An 18,218-nucleotide genomic window follows, 5' to 3' on the forward strand; every position below is an offset into this window, starting at 1 on the left:
ACCCCTCCATGATACGTTTAACTGAAATTAAACTTCCTCTTGACCACGAAGAAGGCGCAATTTCTGCTGCCATTCTTAAAAAACTCGGCATTTCTGCTGAGCAGATGATGTCATTCAATGTGTTCAAGCGTGGCTATGATGCGCGTAAGAAGAGCAAGATTCTTCTTATCTACACTCTAGATGTAGAAGTGCAGAATGAAGCATTACTGCTTGAAAAATTTACCGATGATCCACACGTCAAAGTCACTCCGGATATGGAGTACAAATTCGTTGCTAAAGCTCCAGCTGATAACACTGAGCGTCCTGTCGTTATTGGATTTGGCCCTTGCGGTCTATTTGCTGGCCTTGTGTTGGCACAAATGGGCTTTAATCCGATCATCGTTGAACGTGGTAAGGAAGTTCGTGAACGTACCAAGGATACTTTTGGTTTTTGGCGTAAGCGTACACTGAACCCAGAGTCGAATGTACAGTTTGGTGAAGGTGGTGCGGGGACGTTCTCAGATGGCAAACTCTATAGCCAAGTCAAAGATCCAAAGCACTATGGTCGTAAAGTCATCGAAGAGTTTGTAGCTGCTGGTGCACCAGAAGAAATTCTTTACGTGAGTAAGCCACATATTGGTACGTTTAAACTTGTGACCATGATTGAGAAAATGCGTGCGAAAATCATCGAACTAGGTGGTGAAATTCGTTTTAGTACTCGCGTTGATGATATTCACATGGAAGACGGGCAAATCACTGGCTTGACACTGTCAAATGGCGAAGAAATCAAATCACGCCACGTGGTACTAGCGGTAGGTCACAGTGCTCGTGATACGTTTGAAATGCTGCATGAACGTGGTGTTTATATGGAAGCTAAACCTTTCTCTGTGGGTTTCCGTGTTGAACACAGACAATCAGTGATTGATGAAGCACGTTTTGGTCCTAATGCTGGTAACCCAATCCTTGGCGCGGCTGATTATAAACTGGTGCATCACTGCAAAAATGGTCGCACAGTATATAGTTTCTGTATGTGCCCAGGCGGAACCGTTGTTGCGGCGACTTCTGAAGAAGGTCGCGTAGTGACTAACGGAATGAGCCAATACTCTCGTGCTGAGCGCAACGCTAACAGTGCAATTGTAGTCGGTATTTCACCTGATCAAGACTACCCAGGTGATCCATTAGCAGGTATTCGATTCCAACGTGAATTAGAGAGTAATGCTTATCTGCTAGGTGGTGAGAACTACGATGCACCAGCTCAGAAAATTGGTGACTTCTTAAAAGGTAATGACCCAAGTGCTTTAGGTGAGGTAGAACCGTCATTCACACCGGGCATCAAGCTAACCGATCTCTCTAAAGCACTACCTGATTTTGCTATTGAAGCAATCAGAGAAGCGATTCCTGCGTTTGATAAAAAGATCAAAGGCTTCGCTGGTGCAGATGGCCTGTTAACTGGTGTTGAAACTCGTACTTCATCGCCTGTTTGCATCAAACGCGGTAAAGACTATCAAAGTGTTAATCTTAAAGGCTTCTTCCCCGCAGGTGAAGGTGCAGGTTACGCCGGTGGTATTCTGTCGGCAGGTATAGATGGTATCAAAGTGGCAGAAGCGCTTGCTCTGTCTATGGTTGGCGAACAGCAAAACTAAACGCTGGACCGACGAATTATAAAGCCCATTAACTAGAGGTTAATGGGCTTTTTTATTGGCCACTCAAAAGAGTGAAAACAAGAAAGGCAACACCCATAGGGGAAGGTGCTACCTTAGAGGTAAGATTAATTCAGTTTGTTCCAAGCCGATGTCCAGTGGCTACCGACGCCAGGTTCAAACTGCGTTGCTGTTGGTGACCATTGCACACAGTAACCGGAGTTCGGGAATGGTTTGCACTGATAAATGTGACCATCTTTAGCGAGGACTTTAGTGCCTTCTGTGTACTGTGACAGACCATCAGGGAAAACGAAGTCATAGTCGCCGGGGATGGTTTGTTCTACCAGCATAAAGTCCTGCGTTGTTTGGTCGACAAGATTGCCTTTATCGTCTCTTACGCGTGTCACTAACATATGGTGGCCAGCTTCAGATTTAGACAGTATGAGGGTTACATTCTGGTTTTCACCATCCGCTAAGCTAAGTTCCTGACTCGCTAAAGATTCTTGTGCGTGGTTGTAAACATTCATGCTCACGTCCACGTTACCTGTAGCCGCGACATTCAGTGTCAGTTCAACTGGTGTTTCACCGATTTGATACTCTGGCTCCAGTCCCGTTACGTCTGCACCAATTGAAGGTGGAGGTGTCACAATATCATAGCCAATTTCAACGCGATCTAAGCCGCTATTATCTGCCACATACACGGTGTTGCTACCATAAACTGGTGAGATATTGCCGTTACTATCTTGCTGTCCAGCTTTGATATCAGTGTGCTCATGATTAATTTGTGTCGCGAGAGCGTGAGACCACTGATTTGCCTGTCCTTGTTGCTCTGAAGTAATGGTAATACTGGTAGAAAGGTTTGGTAGCTCACCGTTAGAATCAAAGACGCGAGTGAAAACGGAGTCGCCAACCTTCAAATCCATCGTTGGATTGATTGTACCTGCTTGAGACCAGCCAGGGATGCCAGGATTATCACCATTAAACTGTACGTCAATAACATTATAGAAAGCAGCGGCAGTATCACCCACATCCCACACCGCTAGTACGATTTGATAGCCTTCCCGTTCAGGGACATTACACTGGTGGCTCATTAATTTTGGTGGCTTTTGCATATTGCCTTCTACCACACAAAATGGATTCAGATCGAATGAATCTCTCGTCAAGGCTTGGTTCGGATTCCAGTTCGGCTTGGTAATGTAATACTTCCAATCTTTAGTGACGTGATTGGCTGTAAATGTCCACTCAAAAGTCTGCATACCTGATTGAATAGGGCGCTTTACCCAACGGTCAGACGTCTGCTCGTTAAGAGGAGAAAACTGTGTTAGGCCTGCACTCGCGATTTGGCCGTCAGGAGGGCCAGCTTGAGGAAAGCCCTCAGGACCTTCAACACTTTGGGGTTCCCACTGGACGGAGCCACAATTTACGTTCTTTTCTCCAGTGTCGGCTGGATACTTACATAACGTTGCACGAGCTTCTGCAACACCGCTTTCAACCGCTGAAACGTATCCGTGGCTGTATGCTAACGGGCTAGCAACTAAACCAAGTGCCGCCATTGAAAGCAAGACTCTTGTCTGTTTCATACCAATACCTTCTCTTAATCAGTTTCTAATGCGTATTAACACGCAAGTGGAAGTCTTTATTCTTATGGTCACTCGCATCCGGCAAGTGATAGAAAGTAATTTAGAGTGGAAAAATAAGTGTGGCGAATGGTTTGCTTTATTTATGGAATCAAACTCAATAAATCGGCGAGGTTGGCATTAAAATGACATATTCTAGATGATTATTCTAAAATACTGGTCTAGCGTTGGTTTTAATGTTGATTTTATCAATGAGTGAGAATGTTAATTCTGCCTGATAAGCGACTCAATCAGGCAGAACTCTTTAAGGTATGTTGTGGTCTTTTACGGCCTACAGCAGCGATTCAATACCGAAGTCTTGCCCATAATGCTCAACAACAAAATCGATATCTTTGTCGCCTCTACCAGATAAGTTGAGAAGAATAGACCCCTTTTCTCCCTCTTTTGCCAATTTCAGCGCGTAAGCAACGGCGTGAGCCGACTCAATGGCTGGAATAATGCCTTCCAAACGAGATAGCTCGAAAAAAGCATCAATGGCTTCTTTATCATTAATATGGCCGTAACTCACTCGGCCAGTATCTTTGAGGTAGGCGTGTTGGGGTCCTACCGATGGATAGTCGAGACCACTTGCCACTGAGTATACTTCTTGAGGCTCGCCTTCTCCGTCTTTTAGCATGTATGATTTGAACCCGTGCATAACGCCAGGCTCACCAAGTGTTAGCGTCGCAGCATGTTCACCTTCGGTATGCAAATCGCGCCCTGATGGTTCGACCCCGTGGATTTTAACCTCTTCATCATTCAAAAACGCGCTAAACAGACCCATTGCATTAGAGCCTCCACCAACACATGCTACGAGATTATTGGGCAGTTCACCTGTCATTTCTTGGAACTGAACGCGGGCTTCGTTACCGATAATCGATTGGAAGTCTCGCACCATTGCAGGGAATGGATGGGGACCGACAACCGATCCAATGGCGTATAACTGAGTGTGCGGGTCCGCTAAGTAGGCTTCAAATGCAGCATCTACCGCTTCCTTCAACGTTTTTCTACCGTGAGTGGCAGGAATCACATTAGCACCTAGAATTCGCATTCTTACTACATTTGGGTGCTCTTTTGCGATATCGACTTCACCCATATAGATATCACACTCTAGACCTACTAAAGCCGCCGCTGTGGCAAGGGCAACGCCGTGCTGACCCGCTCCAGTTTCCGCGATGAGCTTTTTCTTACCAAGCTTTTTAGCAAGCAGCGCTTCGCCCAAGCAGTGATTAATCTTGTGTGCGCCGGTGTGGTTTAAATCTTCCCGTTTGAGATAAATAGGTGCGCCGTATTTATCAGAAAGATTTTGAGCGTGGAAGATTGGACTAGGGCGACCTACAAAGTGTTTATATAGGCGTGCAAGCTCGGCTCTGAAATCTGGATCTTGGCGGCATGAGTCGTAAGCGGCGCTGATTTCATCCATGATTTCTTGTAGCTGAGGAGGGATAAAACTACCGCCGTATTCGCCAAAATAGCCCTCATCGTTGGGCATAGGGTGGTTAAACGTATTTTCCATGTCTTTTGTGCCTCGTTGTTCTTTTATTAAGCACATTTGTTATAACGCAATTTGATGCATGTACACATAGGCTCATTTTAAACTTGTGACTGCCAACATGTCGTCCGGTTATTTAATTGGTAAATATTTGCGTCCAACAAAAAAGAGCCAGCAGTATGCTGGCTCTTTTTTAAATCCATAAAATCAGAGGCTTGGAAGTATATTCTCAGGCATCAGTGCGTTATGAAGTGCAAGCTTGATAATCTCATTTGCCTTAGCGATATCCGGGGCGAAGTAGCGGTCCTTATCGTAGAACGGCACCGCCTCACGCAAGATTTGTTTACCTTGCTCTACTCGTGGTGAGGACTTCAGTGGTGCCCTGAAGTCCAACCCTTGTGCCGCCGCTAAGTATTCCACTGCCAAGATACCACGCGTATTTTCTGACATATCTTTTAAGCGACGAGCCGCAAAAGTTGCCATAGAAACGTGGTCTTCTTGGTTAGCCGAAGTTGGCAAGCTGTCAACTGAGGCCGGGTGAGCAAGGGTTTTATTTTCGCTTGCTAACGCGGCTGAAGTCACTTGCGCAATCATAAAGCCTGAGTTAACACCGCCGTTGTCGACGAGGAAAGGCGGTAACTTACTCAGGGCACTATCAATGAGCAATGCCATTCGACGCTCTGAAAGGCTGCCAATTTCTGCAATCGCTAGCGCTAAGCCATCTGCCGCCATAGCGACGGGTTCAGCATGGAAATTACCGCCGGAAATAATATCGCCGTCATCAGCAAACACTAATGGGTTGTCAGAGACAGAATTCGCTTCCACTTGGAGCGATTCTGCTGCGTTGCGAATCTGTTGTAGACATGCCCCCATCACCTGAGGCTGACAACGCAGTGAATATGGATCTTGTACCTTCTCACACCCCTGGTGAGAATCACCCACCTCACTACAGCCTTCCAATAGGTGGCGATAGGCCGAGGCGGCGTCCATTTGTGCACGATGTCCCCTTACTCGATGGATGCGCGGGTCAAATGGACGACGACTACCCAGTGCGGCTTCTACTGACATTGCGCCGCATAGTGTTGCTGATGCGAACAGGTCTTCCGCTAAGAACAGACCTTCTAAAGCAAACGCCGTCGAGGCTTGCGTGCCGTTTAGTAGTGCTAGCCCTTCTTTTGGTGCTAGCGTGATTGGTTCAAGCCCAGCAATTTGCAAAGCCTCTAGACCACTAATGATTTTCCCGTTATGTCTCGCTTCACCTTCACCGAGTAAGATTGTGCTCATGTGAGCGAGTGGGGCTAAGTCACCTGATGCACCAACAGAACCTTTTTGAGGAACGCATGGGTAAACTTGTGAATTAACCAGTTCAATCAAGGCTTGAATCACTTTAAGTCGAATGCCTGAATAGCCGCGTGCAAGACTGTTGATCTTTAGCACCATCATCAGACGAACAGTTTCGTCACTCATTAGCTCACCAATACCGGCGGCGTGTGACAACACGATACTCTTTTGCAGGATCTCGAGATCTTCTGGCTCGATGCGTGTATTGGCTAACAATCCAAAGCCAGTATTGATGCCATAGACCGTACGATCTTCGGCGATAACTTGCTCTACAATTCGAGTGCTGGCATCAATGTCTTCAACCGCTGAAGGATGCAAAGATAAGCTCACAGGAGAACGGCTGAGTTGGCGTAGTTGCCCTAACGTTAGCTGACCTGGCTCAAGAACTAATTTCAACATGGTGTACTCCTTAAGCTCGGTTATCATCATTTTGATTCAGCATTGGCAGATCTAGGCCCTGTTCTTTGGCACATTGTTTAGCGATGTCGTACCCAGCATCGGCATGGCGCATTACGCCAGTTGCAGGGTCATTGTGTAAAACGCGTGCAATACGTCGAGCAGCATCATCGCTACCATCACAGCAAATGACCATTCCACTGTGTTGTGAGAAGCCCATTCCTACACCGCCGCCGTGGTGCAGAGAGACCCAAGTAGCACCACCTGAGGTGTTGAGTAAGGCGTTCAATAATGGCCAATCGGACACCGCATCTGAGCCGTCCATCATACCTTCGGTTTCGCGGTTCGGGCTGGCTACTGAACCTGAATCAAGATGATCACGACCAATAACCACAGGTGCTTTTAGTTCGCCATTCTTAACCATTTCATTGAAAGCCTGACCCAAACGCTCACGATCTTTCAGGCCTACCCAGCAGATACGAGCAGGTAAACCTTGGAACTGAATACGCTCACGCGCCATATCGAGCCAGTTATGCAGATGTGGATTATCAGGAATCAGCTCTTTGACTTTTTGGTCTGTTTTATAGATGTCTTCCGGATCACCAGAGAGTGCAGCCCAACGGAAAGGTCCTATACCTTCACAGAAAAGTGGACGGATATACGCAGGAACAAAACCTGGGAAATCAAACGCGTTGTCTACCCCTTCTTCCAACGCCATTTGACGAATGTTATTACCGTAGTCAGTTGCTACCGAGCCGCGTTGTTGCATAGTTAGAATGGCTTCAACTTGCACTGCCATCGAGGCTTTGGCCGCTTTCACCACGCCCGTTGGATCGCTTTCACGTTGCTGTTTAGCATGTTCCATGGTCCAGCCTTGCGGTAAGTAACCGTTAAGAGGATCGTGTGCTGAGGTTTGATCGGTGACAACATCTGGCGTGATGTTTTTCTCTACCAATTCTGCATAGATATCAGCGGCATTTCCTAGTAGACCAACTGAGATTGGTTTGTCGCTATTCTTAATGATGGACAATGCTTCATCGAGGCTATGCGCTTTGGTATCGACATAACGAGTATTTAGACGATAATCGATACGAGATTCGTCACACTCTACAGCAATCATTGAAAAGCCAGCCATAGTCGCCGCGAGAGGTTGAGCGCCGCCCATACCGCCAAGGCCACCTGTTAGAATCCACTTGCCATTGGCATTGCCATTAAAATGTTGCTTGGCAATCGCCACAAAGGTTTCATACGTGCCTTGAACGATGCCTTGAGAACCAATGTAAATCCACGAACCTGCCGTCATTTGGCCGTACATCATTAGGCCCTGCTTATCCAGCTCGTTGAAGTGCTCCCAATTGGCCCAATGTGGGACAAGGTTGGAATTGGCAATTAATACGCGTGGGGCGTCTTTATGTGTCGGGAAAACACCGACGGGTTTGCCTGATTGGACTAAAAGTGTTTGGTCGTCTTCAAGACGTTTCAGGACTTCGACGATCTTGTCGTAACACTCCCAATTGCGCGCCGCTCGGCCGATACCGCCGTAAACCACTAATGATTGAGGATGCTCAGCAACTTCGTCATCAAGATTGTTCATCAGCATGCGCAGTGGTGCTTCTGTCAGCCATGATTTGGCATTTAGCTCAGTACCATGTGGTGCCTTGATTTTGCGAGTTGCATCTAGACGAGCATTATTACTATCAGTCATCTTGTTTTCCTTTTGAATGGTGGACGCCAAGTTGGTTCGTTATGCGGCGTCGCACTGTGTTTCACGTAATTGGTTGTTAATTGTTATCTATTGTCTATTTTTGCTGCTTGGACATTGCCGTCAGCATTTGCCAACAGAGCCTAGCGGCGAGTTTGGCGGTGCGATTGTCAATGTCATAAGTAGGGTTATATTCAGCGATATCCGCCATCAGCAACTTATTGTTGTGCTGTAATATCGCGTTAAAAAATGGATAGAAGTGTTCAATGGATAAACCAATAGCAGCGGGAGCACTGACTCCCGGAGCAAGCGCTGCATTGAACACATCTAGATCGATTGTGAGATAGAGGTAGTCGACGCTGGCAATAAACTGTTCAAGTTCCTCAAGCATTGGTGTGTGGGGGTTAAGCAGTAGCTCTGTGTCTTCGATATAGCGAACACTCAAGCGCTGCGCTTTATCAAATAAGGCTTGTGTATTGGAAGTTGAACTGATGCCGATACAAAGGTATTCGAAAGCGAGTTGCTCTGATTGGCAGTGGTCAGCAATTTGTGAGAATGGTGTTCCAGAGCTCGGCTTTAAGGGCACGGTTTCAGATTGATACTCTCGAAGATCGAAATGAGCGTCGAAATTGATGATACCGATTCTGGGATTGGGTTCGCTTTGGCGTAGGTAGTTTGATAGCCCTAAGAAAGATGGCCAAGCGATTTCATGTCCACCGCCGAGCACAACGACAGGTCCATGAGAGAGGGCATTGGTAATGATTTTGGCCGTTGTACTTTGATTTTGTTCCAAAGATGTGTTTTGTGAGCCTGAATTGCCTAGGTCTAAAATCTTAGTTTCTGAGTGCCAAGCCAAATTGCTTAAGGCACCACGGATAGCATCAGGTGCCGTTTTAGCGCCAACTCTGCCTTTGTTTCTAGACACGCCCTCATCGGTTTCAAAACCTAGAAGTTGAGCACCACAAGTGTCTGACATTAGCTCATGAATCTGTGTAATGACGTGATGAACTCTGAGACGCTTCTCGCCATCTTCTAGGTCGTCACGGCCAGACCAAGTAAAACTGTGCTGAGTATTGATTGCTTTAGGCGACATGTTCGATACTCCCAGCAAAGATACGTTGTTTAAGTCCTTTCAATCCATACTGATAGCTAAGCTCGCTCGGATGGTCGATATCCCAAATGGCTAAATTGGCTTTAAATCCTTTGCGGATTTGTCCAATGGTGTCTTTCTGACCAATTGCTGCCGCAGCATGGCATGTCACACCACGAAGCGCTTCTTCTGGCGTTAGACGGAATAAGGTACAAGCCATATTCATCATTAACTGTAAGTCTGCAAATGGAGAGGTTCCGGGATTAATGTCGCTACCGATTGCCATTGGCACGTTAAACTCACGCAGCCATTCAATGGGTGGCAGCTGTGTTTCTCTTAAGAAGTAAAATGCCCCAGGCAAAAGTGTTGCTACGGTCCCTGAAGTGGCAAGAGCTTCTACGCCCGCTTGGTCCAGATACTCGATATGGTCGACCGACTGCGCTTTGTATTGAGCGGCAAGTACACTGCCGCCAAGATTACTGAGCTGCTCGGTGTGCCCTTTGACAGCAAGACCATGCGCTTTAGCTGCGGCAAAAACACGTTCAGTTTGCTCTAGAGTAAATCCTATGGATTCACAAAACACGTCTACAGAATCTGCCAAGTTGTGTTTTGTGACGTGAGGGATGATGTCGTTTACCACGTAGTTTATGTAGTCGTCCGCTCTATCCTGATATTCAGGGGGGACAGTATGTGCTGCGAGTAACGTCGTGGTAATACTGACGCGTCTATGGTTTTCTAACGACTTGGCGGCCACCAACATCTTCGCTTCATCTTCTAGCGTCAATCCGTAACCTGATTTCACTTCGATAGTTGTACAGCCACTTTTAATCAAACTGTCCAATCTTGGTAGGGCAAGTTCAATTAGCTCGTCCACAGAGGCGGCACGAGTCGATGCAACCGTACTGGTAATACCGCCACCACGCTGAGCGATAGCTTGGTACGATTCGCCGTTTAAACGTGCTTCGAATTCTTGTGCTCGACTCCCAGCAAAAACCAAGTGTGTATGGGGATCAATCAATCCGGGTGTCACAATACTGCCAGCGCAATCGAGTACTGGACAATCTGACCACTCTTTTGGCGTATTGCCGTAGAGTGTGGATAGGTCTTCACCTATAGCGACAATTAACCCACTACGAATAAGCAGGTAACAAGGCTCCGTAGGAGTGTATCCAGTTGAACCTTCTTCCATAGTAACAAGTCGGGCATTTTTAAGAATTAAGTGCATGTTCAATCCAGAGCTTTATTGTATATACAAATATTTAGTCGAATATATACAATTGATCAATAGTGCATCGTACAAAATGTGATCTAAGCGTCTAAGATTTGAGGTTTTAGTAGATGATTAAATAGAAGGATCAGGTTAGGTGATTTTAAACCTTAACGGCGGTAACTCTATGGCTTAACTGACTGATATACATGTTCTTAAACAGAAGTAGGCCACTATACGGTGACCTACTGAAGTGAGTACAATTTGCCAGATATAGGGAAGATTAGAAGTTAAACTTCACTCCAAGGTTGGCAGACTTGGTATTGTAGACGGCAATGTTGTGAATTTCGTAGCTAGCTTGAATCGCAAAGTGTTCCGTGATGTCGTAGCCAAGACCGAGTCCGTATACGGATGCAGTGTCGGAGACTGATGAACCGTTGACCGAAACGTTAGTTTCAACTTCAGAATTAATTTTGTGGAAACCTAGTTTTGCTAGCGCGTAAAAACGATCGCCCATATAAAGTTTTGGGATGACATTGATTCCGTATGAGGTCATCGACAAGGTGTAATAATCACTGAGGAAAGACTCTTTGGTTGAACCAAGGTTTTTATATTCTAGCTCTGTACCAAGTACAAAAAAGCTACCCAAAGGAAAATCATAGCCGCCTTTCACAGAGTAGCCATTTGTCACTTCGTTACTGCTTACAAACGCTGCGTCGTAACTCATTTTTGAATAAGAGGCACCAACGTAGAAGCCTTCGTTGGCTAAAGGTGCCGTAGAAAAAGCGGCGATGGCTAAAGAAAGTGCTAAGACTGTTTTTTTCATTCTGATTTCTCACTGGTTTGTGTGGTTATTATGCGAGAAATCCTAACATTGGAACCTAGGTATTGGGGTAAGCCAACGTAAGCTAACTCGTTGTATTATAGTTAGTTAGCTTACAAATTAGTGAGTTGTTTAATTCGAGAGTATTACACGTGACTAAAGGGTGACTTTCGAGCTCAGCTGATAGCGGCTACCGGGATGGTAGAGCAGGGCTGTACTGATAAGGCGGTCGTCACTCCAAGTTCTTCTGTGGAGCAATAAACAAGGCTCCTTTGTCGTCATTTTGAGTCTCTGACCTATTTCATCATTACAAATAATGGCTTCGACGGTATGCTCAACTGCAGTCATTGGGCAGTTTAGCGTCAAGTACTCGTTTGGAGTGATTTTCGAGAAATCTTGTTTGTAATAGTCAGGTGCAAACTTTGCGTTTACCCAACGACATTCCAACTGAATAGGAAGGTCGTTTTCTTTGTGTAAGATCTCACTGTAGTAAACCGAGCTCCCCAGCATAACGCCTAGCTTGGTGGCGATATTCTGGTCGGCTTTGGTTGCGAGGTGTTTAATGACATCGCACGAATAAGTTTTACCGCGAGAAGCGACTTCTTTGGCGATGTTCCGTGTATCAAGTAGAGGACTCTCAGCCTTTTCACTCTGCTTTTTTACGAACGTACCAAGCCTTGGTCGTCGCTCTAATTTTCCTTCACCCACCAGATCCCTAATGGCTTTATTAACGGTCATTCGACTGACAGAAAACTGTTCGGTGAGCTCCATTTCGGTTGAGATACGCTGTCCAACAGGCCAGTGCCCTTGGTCTATCTTCTGTTCGATGTATTGTTTGATTTGAATATACAGGGGCTCAGCGGACATTAACGACTCGTCACTCGATAAATTGAATATACAAATGGTTGTCGAAATTGAATTAAAATGCAAGGAGTGAGATGAATTCCTATCAAATTTGTGGGCTGGGTGCGCAACTACGATAACAACTTAAACCTCGATCCTTGCCTCAACTTTGAAAAATACTCCTCTAAATCATAAGTCTGTCACTATAAATCCGTTAAAATGCACAGTTCTTAGTGTTGAATTTACCTGTCATTCAAGGAAGGGCAATGAAAGCGGTATTTGTTGGAGATGACTCTTTTTTCCCATCGAAGATCTTGTGCGTAGGCCGTAACTACGTCGAACACATCAATGAATTAGGGAATGAGATCCCTGAAGATATGGTGGTGTTCAACAAACCAAACTCTAGTATCGCATCAGAGCTTTATTCTTACCTTGATGAGCCTCTTCATTACGAGGCAGAAATTTGCTTCCTTATCCGCAACCGACAACTCTACGCAGTGGGCTTTGGATTAGATCTTACCAAACGAAGCTTACAGTCTAAGTTGAAACAGAAGGGTCTGCCTTGGGAAAGAGCTAAAGCGTTTGATAACTCGGCCAAATTTAGCCGTTTCATTCCATTATCAGATATGGATGTCTGTGAGCTTGAGGTGGAGTTGTTTATCAACAGTATGCGAATGCAACTAGGTGGCACCAAACAAATGTTGTATAAACCAGCTGTGATTTTGCAAGAACTGGCTTCTTACACTGAATTGCAAGATGGAGATATTGTGATGACCGGGACGCCCCAAGGGGTTGGCGAGATTGTTTCTGGTGATCGTTTCTTAGGACGTGTGAAGTATCTAGGCAAACCCATTGTCGAGGTGGAATGGCTGGCGATTTAGGTTAGCAGACGGTACATTTTTATTGAACTATCAAGTTTCTTTAGCTGACATTTTGAGCCATCACTGCGAACGTGATGGCTTTTTATTTTATGTTAAGTCATCTTTGGCTTCGATAAGCGCGTGATGACTGACTGAACCTTTGGTTCGTGCGGTAAGGTGCGGAAGGTATTCCGGATCATTCATAAAGTCTTTGGCCGCCTGGTGTGAAGGCCACTCAATAATAATTCGCAGAGCAGGATCCTGTCGTTCACCTTCAAGACGCTCATGGTGATTAGTTCGGGCCAGATACTTACCTCCATATTTAGCGACAAGTTTATTTGCCGGACCAATGTAGTCAGCTACCCAATCTTGACTTGTTGGTGTCACTTCTAAAACTGAATAATACATAGACATATCGCCTTCCTTTTATTGATCATTAACTATTGAAATCACCAAACCTGATCTCGATGCAGGTCCGTTGTCCGTTGCTATTGACCTAACTTTAGAGTGATAGTTGCTTGCAAACTATGCTTGTTTTCCTGAAATACTTTATAGATAACGTTTATAATCGTCCGATATTTGCATTATTATTTAGATATTGAATGCTATTGGTGAAGTGTCATTGTTGTGTAAGTGCGTCGCTAGGTTTTAATTTACTCACTAAGTGAGTATGCCTACTGATGTTTTGAGATAAGGGAAACCATGAATGTTGAGCATCTAAAACTATTTGTTCGTCTTGCGGCAACGCACAATATTAGTCAAGCTGGCCAAGAGCTAGGCTTGTCGCCAGCCGTAGCAAGTTCCTATATCAGTAAGTTAGAGAGCGCTTTAGGTGTTAGATTGGTTCATAGAACAACCCGAAAAGTATCGCTAACCGAAGAAGGAGTAGCTTTTCTCCCGCACGCGGAAGAGGTATTGGAAAGTATAGAAATAGCCAGAGCATCGGTAGGAGCGGGGAATAGGCTACCAAGTGGTGTTCTACGAGTTTCTGCTCCGGCGTCTTTTGGACGTATGCATTTGATTCCAGCCATGCAGGCTTTTATGGATGCACATCCGGGGTTAAAAATCGATTGCCGACTCTCGGACTCTATTATCGACTTAGTTGAAGGAGGATTTGATGTTGCAATAAGGAATGCGGCCCTCAAAGATTCAACATTAGTGGCACGTAAACTTACCAGCGATACTAGAATTGTATGTGCATCTCCTAGTTACCTCATTAAACATGGCAAGCCAACTCATCCTACTGACTTGCTTGAACATGATTTTGTCTGTTTAACTGGCTTTGAAAATTGGACATTCGAGACACCAGATGGTCCGGTATCTGTGAAGCCTAAAGGCGAGTTTAAAGCCGACAATGGTGAAGCAGTAAGAGACGCTTGTGTGCATGGATTAGGAATAACGGTAAGCTCTGCATGGTGTTGCTACGAGTATCTAGAGCGAGGGGAGTTGATTCCGATTCTAGAAGACTACCCTTTGATATCTGAAACCGCTATTTGGGCGGTCTACCCAAGTTCGCGCTTGCTAGCGCCAAAAGTTCGAGCGTTTATCGACTTTTTCTCGGACTATTTTGGAAGCCAGCCATATTGGGAACTTGAGAAGCGATGAAGTGGGCAGTCTAAAGTAGGCCGCCACACTAGCACGTGACCTCTACCAAGCAAACGTATGAATAATATTATCTTTTGCTAAAGGATTCGCCACGATGGCTCGATCTATATTTGCCAAAAACTGATCGCGTGAGTCAAGTAAGAAACCTTTTTGAGGTACAAGGTTATTACCGTGATCACCCCAATAGAAAGTATCGATATTGAGGTTTTCTAACAAATATTTTTCTTCTTCCAGTACTTGCAACTGAGTTGGCATAATAAACTCGCCACGTTGCACTTCTTGCTTCATGATGGTACCCGGTTGAATCGCGAGTGCCATGGGCGCAATTTGTTCTGGATTGGTGATATTCAATAACTCAGTCGTTGCTACGATATGTTCTTTCGAACGCTCACGACCACCTAATCCAAAAATGAAAGAGAGCAGCGTCTCAATTCCGGCTTCTTTCGCCCTTGCCATTCCTTCGATCGCGTGTTGTGCGGTCATACGTTTCTTGATTCGCTCCAGCACGACAGGATCTCCAGATTCCAAGCCGGAATAACACATATCCAGTCCTGCATCTTTGATCTCTTTAAGCTCTGAGACCGTCTTTCTTCTAAAGTCATTTAAGCCGCTGTACATCGAAATCTTAGAGGCTTCGGGAAACGTGTTGCGCAGTTTATCCAGTAACTTAACAAGGTACTCGGTGCGCGCTGCCATAACATTACCGTCGATTAAGAAAATAGAGTCCACATGAGGATAGATGAATCTAGCGTCGTCAACATCCTTAAAAACAGCGTCAAGATCTCGAACTTTGAAGCGTTTGTCGTCAAACATGCTACAAAAAGTGCAAGTATTAATACTGCAACCTAGAGTGGTCTGAATCAAGATGCTGCGCGCTTCGGGCCAAGGCCGATAAACTTTACCTTCATATTGCATATATGTTTCTCCAATGAACAGCACCAACAGTGCGTTCGATGCGTTGTTTATTGCAGAGCGGAGATTATCAGGTGTCTATTCTGTTGATAATTGATAGCTATAGATAATCAGTTTTTAGATTATGTATATAAATTGATGTTTCGGATGAACCAGAGTCGAAAGCTGTTAGTGATAAAAAAGCCCCTTGAAGCATGGCTAAAAGGGGCTGTGTTCCTTTTTTACGGATTACGATAAATCGATGACTACCGTATCACCGTCTACAATGAGCGTTAGTTCACTACCGCAAACGCTGTGTGATACCTGCACCTGTTCCCCGTTGTTCTTATTAGGGACAAGCAACGTAAGAATGTCGTGTTGTTTTGATGCAGAAAATTCTACTTCTACATGACGGTGGATCTCGAGATCTTGGAACTCGTAAGGGTCCACATCGCCAAAGCCTTCGACGTTGGTCACTGACGTAATTTTCTCAGCGCTCTGATTGATAAAGCTCACATCTAGATGAGCTTTGTCACCGTGGATAGCAAATGACTTTTGAGCTGTCTCGGTATTAAACGTGGTATGCATTAGCCAAGTGAGATCTTTCTCTTCGCCAAAGCTCGCTTTGTCTTGGATGACAAAGAGCTTGCCTTTCACGAACCAAATCTTACGTTTGTAGGATTCGATATCTGGTGTAAAGAACTTGTAGGATTCGGTTGCATCGCCCTCTACAAATTTGACGTCAGAGTCTGTGTCATAGTCTGTGATTTGACCGCCTGCTTCGATACAGAAGCGGTCTTGGTGACCTTCAAATTTGGTGTTTTTGTTCTCTCCGTACTGCCCTTTGCCATTAAACAGGGGCAAGTTCTTAGAAAAAGTATGACGACGCCACTTTGTATGCATATCGACGCCAAAGCCACCATAGTAGCCGGTGATAGACGCTAATGTTTCACCAAAGGCATGCAGAGTAAACGCATTTTGGTCGCCGTGTGAATGGCTGATTGAACCAAATGGTGAACATTTAAAGACCATATGGATATGGTTATCACGTTCTGTCATCTTGTTGTGGAAAGCTGCCCAGCCTGTGATAGGGAATACTTTTAACAACGGATCGTTTGACGGCGCTTTTTCTTCAGGCGCATCCCAAAGAATATTAAAACGAAGATCGTCATAGCCAAAGTCCCACCAACCAAAGTTATAGAACTTCGTATGTGCTTCAGTATCACGGCCTTTCAGCTGGTTGTAATACCAAACGTATTCAGGCTTTTGATTTACTCCAGCATAATGCTTGATGTTATAGGCAAGTTTTAACCCAGGGAAGTCACCGATAGAAGATTGGTCGCAGAAGCTGGCTCGTTTCGAGTGAACTGGCATGCAATAAAGTGGGAAGTCTCCTGTGTTTTCGTAGAATGTTTTATTGAACATATCTACACCACAGTATGCTTTTAACAGATCGAATGCTTCACCTAGGAAGGCGGTTTGAGTATTCCAATAATCTGGACCTTCTGCCCAGCCACCATCTTCACCACCCCATGGCGGATAATGGACGGCATAGTATTCCAATGCATACGCAATATATTCACCAGCTTTAGGATGGTCGTGATAGAGAGCAATACACGTCGGGATAATAGCGGAAGAAATAGAACGAACGCCGTGACTGTTCAATGGATTATTTAATAGGTCAACGGTGACCTTTAGGTGATGCATAATTTCGTCTAAACGAGTCACTAATGCCTCACGCACTATTGTACGTTCTTCTTCAGTAAAGTGACCATGTAACCAGTCATAGCCCCAAGCCATTGCTGCGATGACGCGGAAGGCTGCTTCGTCGTTGTAGCCGCGAGATGTTACACCGTCTGGATCATAGGACGCGAGTTGGAGCGTCCAAGATTTAGCTTTGCCAATAAGTTCTTTATCGTCTTTGACAATGCCTGCGATCGCTAGATTTCGTGTCGCATTGAGCGCCATCTGGCAATCAACGTACATTTGACGCCAATAAGGTCGCCAAAGAGAGGCTTTGCCAACCGTTTCTTCTGGGTAAGGCTGAGGTTCTGGATAAGGTTCAGTATCGTAAAATTTGGCCGTCGAGTTATTCATGAAGTCATCGAACATGCAGTGAGATTCATCTTTTTTAACTCTTGATTTAAATTCGGCTAGTTCATTGGCTTGGATGAGTAGGCGAGGACGAGCCTCTGCAAGGTTATCTAGGAAGGACAGGTCAAAGTCTCGTTTCTGAACTTCAATAGGTAGTAGGTCAACCAAGTTACCAGCAGAAGTGTCGTTTTCCAGCTTCATGGCCTTGATTGCATCGAATGATTTGTCGTTACTCATACCAACTCTCTTGTATATACGAAGTATGTCTAAAGGGAATAGAAGTAATATGCCATATTGTCATACAATAATAAAATACTTCTACGGGTGGTTCATGGTTTTTTACGTATTTTGTGAGCAATGACAGAATCCACGCCTTCCGTTGTTCTAGAGATATCAGTTTTCCAGTTTGTCAAAATTTAAACGGTAATCGATAAGCCACCATCACAAAAAGTGACCTTTTATTTTTATCCTTGCGAATCTCTAATTCTCTAACTAGCCTTTAGTTAACAAAAATATAACAAATTGTTTTGTGTTGTATTTTATTGATACCGGACTCAATAAGTAAGTGGTTATCTTGTGTATGACTGTTTACTTGTGCAGTTTGGCTTTATTTTTGAGACTCATTTTCGAGTTGATAAA

Annotated in this window: 14 protein-coding genes; 3 read left to right on the forward strand and 11 right to left on the reverse strand. The window is 45.0% G+C overall.

The annotated features are described in order from the left end of the window. The first annotated feature begins 8 nt into the window (after positions 1-8). On the forward strand, positions 9-1,622 hold the full coding sequence (locus JKJ11_RS25940; RefSeq protein ID WP_236110112.1) for an NAD(P)/FAD-dependent oxidoreductase: 1,614 nt from the start codon (positions 9-11) through the stop codon (positions 1,620-1,622). Positions 1,623-1,747: 125 nt separating this feature from the next. On the opposite strand, the gene gbpA is transcribed toward JKJ11_RS25940, so the two are convergent. From gbpA to hutC, 8 genes are all read right to left on the reverse strand, one after another. Further along, a complete protein-coding gene (gbpA, locus tag JKJ11_RS25945; RefSeq protein WP_006069139.1) occupies positions 1,748-3,199 on the reverse strand; it encodes an N-acetylglucosamine-binding protein GbpA in 1,452 nt (483 codons plus the stop codon). A 328-nt stretch (positions 3,200-3,527) separates the two neighbouring features. Continuing rightward, positions 3,528-4,727: a tryptophan synthase subunit beta gene (gene trpB, locus JKJ11_RS25950; protein ID WP_240206436.1), complete on the reverse strand. Its 1,200-nt coding sequence runs from the start codon at positions 4,725-4,727 to the stop codon at positions 3,528-3,530. A 207-nt stretch (positions 4,728-4,934) separates the two neighbouring features. Further along, positions 4,935-6,467, reverse strand: coding sequence for a histidine ammonia-lyase (hutH, locus tag JKJ11_RS25955; RefSeq protein ID WP_239913666.1), 1,533 nt, complete (start codon positions 6,465-6,467; stop codon positions 4,935-4,937). A gap of 10 nt (positions 6,468-6,477) precedes the next feature. Continuing rightward, a complete protein-coding gene (gene hutU, locus JKJ11_RS25960; protein ID WP_252039581.1) occupies positions 6,478-8,169 on the reverse strand; it encodes a urocanate hydratase in 1,692 nt (563 codons plus the stop codon). A 94-nt stretch (positions 8,170-8,263) separates the two neighbouring features. Beyond that, positions 8,264-9,259: a formimidoylglutamase gene (gene hutG, locus JKJ11_RS25965; protein WP_252039582.1), complete on the reverse strand. Its 996-nt coding sequence runs from the start codon at positions 9,257-9,259 to the stop codon at positions 8,264-8,266. After that, positions 9,249-10,481 carry an imidazolonepropionase gene (gene hutI, locus JKJ11_RS25970; protein WP_252039583.1) on the reverse strand — a complete coding sequence of 411 codons (1,233 nt, stop codon included), beginning with the start codon at positions 10,479-10,481 and terminating at the stop codon, positions 9,249-9,251. Before hutI ends, hutG begins: the two co-directional genes overlap by 11 nt. Positions 10,482-10,746: 265 nt before the next feature. After that, a complete protein-coding gene (locus JKJ11_RS25975; protein ID WP_198558714.1) occupies positions 10,747-11,289 on the reverse strand; it encodes a porin family protein in 543 nt (180 codons plus the stop codon). 153 nt (positions 11,290-11,442) lie between these two features. Then, positions 11,443-12,153, reverse strand: a complete 711-nt coding sequence (gene hutC, locus JKJ11_RS25980) for a histidine utilization transcriptional repressor HutC (protein WP_198558715.1) — start codon at positions 12,151-12,153, stop codon at positions 11,443-11,445. A gap of 242 nt (positions 12,154-12,395) precedes the next feature. On the opposite strand from hutC, the gene JKJ11_RS25985 reads away from it, so the two are divergent. Next, a complete protein-coding gene (locus JKJ11_RS25985; protein ID WP_006069131.1) occupies positions 12,396-13,010 on the forward strand; it encodes a fumarylacetoacetate hydrolase family protein in 615 nt (204 codons plus the stop codon). Positions 13,011-13,097: 87 nt separating this feature from the next. Here the strand turns inward: JKJ11_RS25985 and JKJ11_RS25990 are convergent, their stop codons facing one another. Beyond that, a complete protein-coding gene (locus JKJ11_RS25990; protein WP_124941835.1) occupies positions 13,098-13,403 on the reverse strand; it encodes a DUF1330 domain-containing protein in 306 nt (101 codons plus the stop codon). Positions 13,404-13,691: 288 nt separating this feature from the next. On the opposite strand from JKJ11_RS25990, the gene JKJ11_RS25995 reads away from it, so the two are divergent. Then, on the forward strand, positions 13,692-14,594 hold the full coding sequence (locus JKJ11_RS25995) for a LysR family transcriptional regulator (protein WP_252039584.1): 903 nt from the start codon (positions 13,692-13,694) through the stop codon (positions 14,592-14,594). 42 nt (positions 14,595-14,636) lie between these two features. On the opposite strand, the gene JKJ11_RS26000 is transcribed toward JKJ11_RS25995, so the two are convergent. Both JKJ11_RS26000 and JKJ11_RS26005 read right to left on the reverse strand, forming a co-directional pair. Continuing rightward, positions 14,637-15,509, reverse strand: coding sequence for a radical SAM protein (locus JKJ11_RS26000; protein WP_252039585.1), 873 nt, complete (start codon positions 15,507-15,509; stop codon positions 14,637-14,639). Between the two features lie 225 nt (positions 15,510-15,734). Then, positions 15,735-17,816, reverse strand: a complete 2,082-nt coding sequence (locus JKJ11_RS26005) for a DUF4962 domain-containing protein (RefSeq protein ID WP_252039586.1) — start codon at positions 17,814-17,816, stop codon at positions 15,735-15,737. Positions 17,817-18,218 lie beyond the last annotated feature (402 nt).

Source organism: Vibrio sp. SCSIO 43133 (assembly GCF_023716845.1).
GTDB classification, from domain to species: Bacteria; Pseudomonadota; Gammaproteobacteria; order Enterobacterales; family Vibrionaceae; genus Vibrio; species Vibrio mediterranei.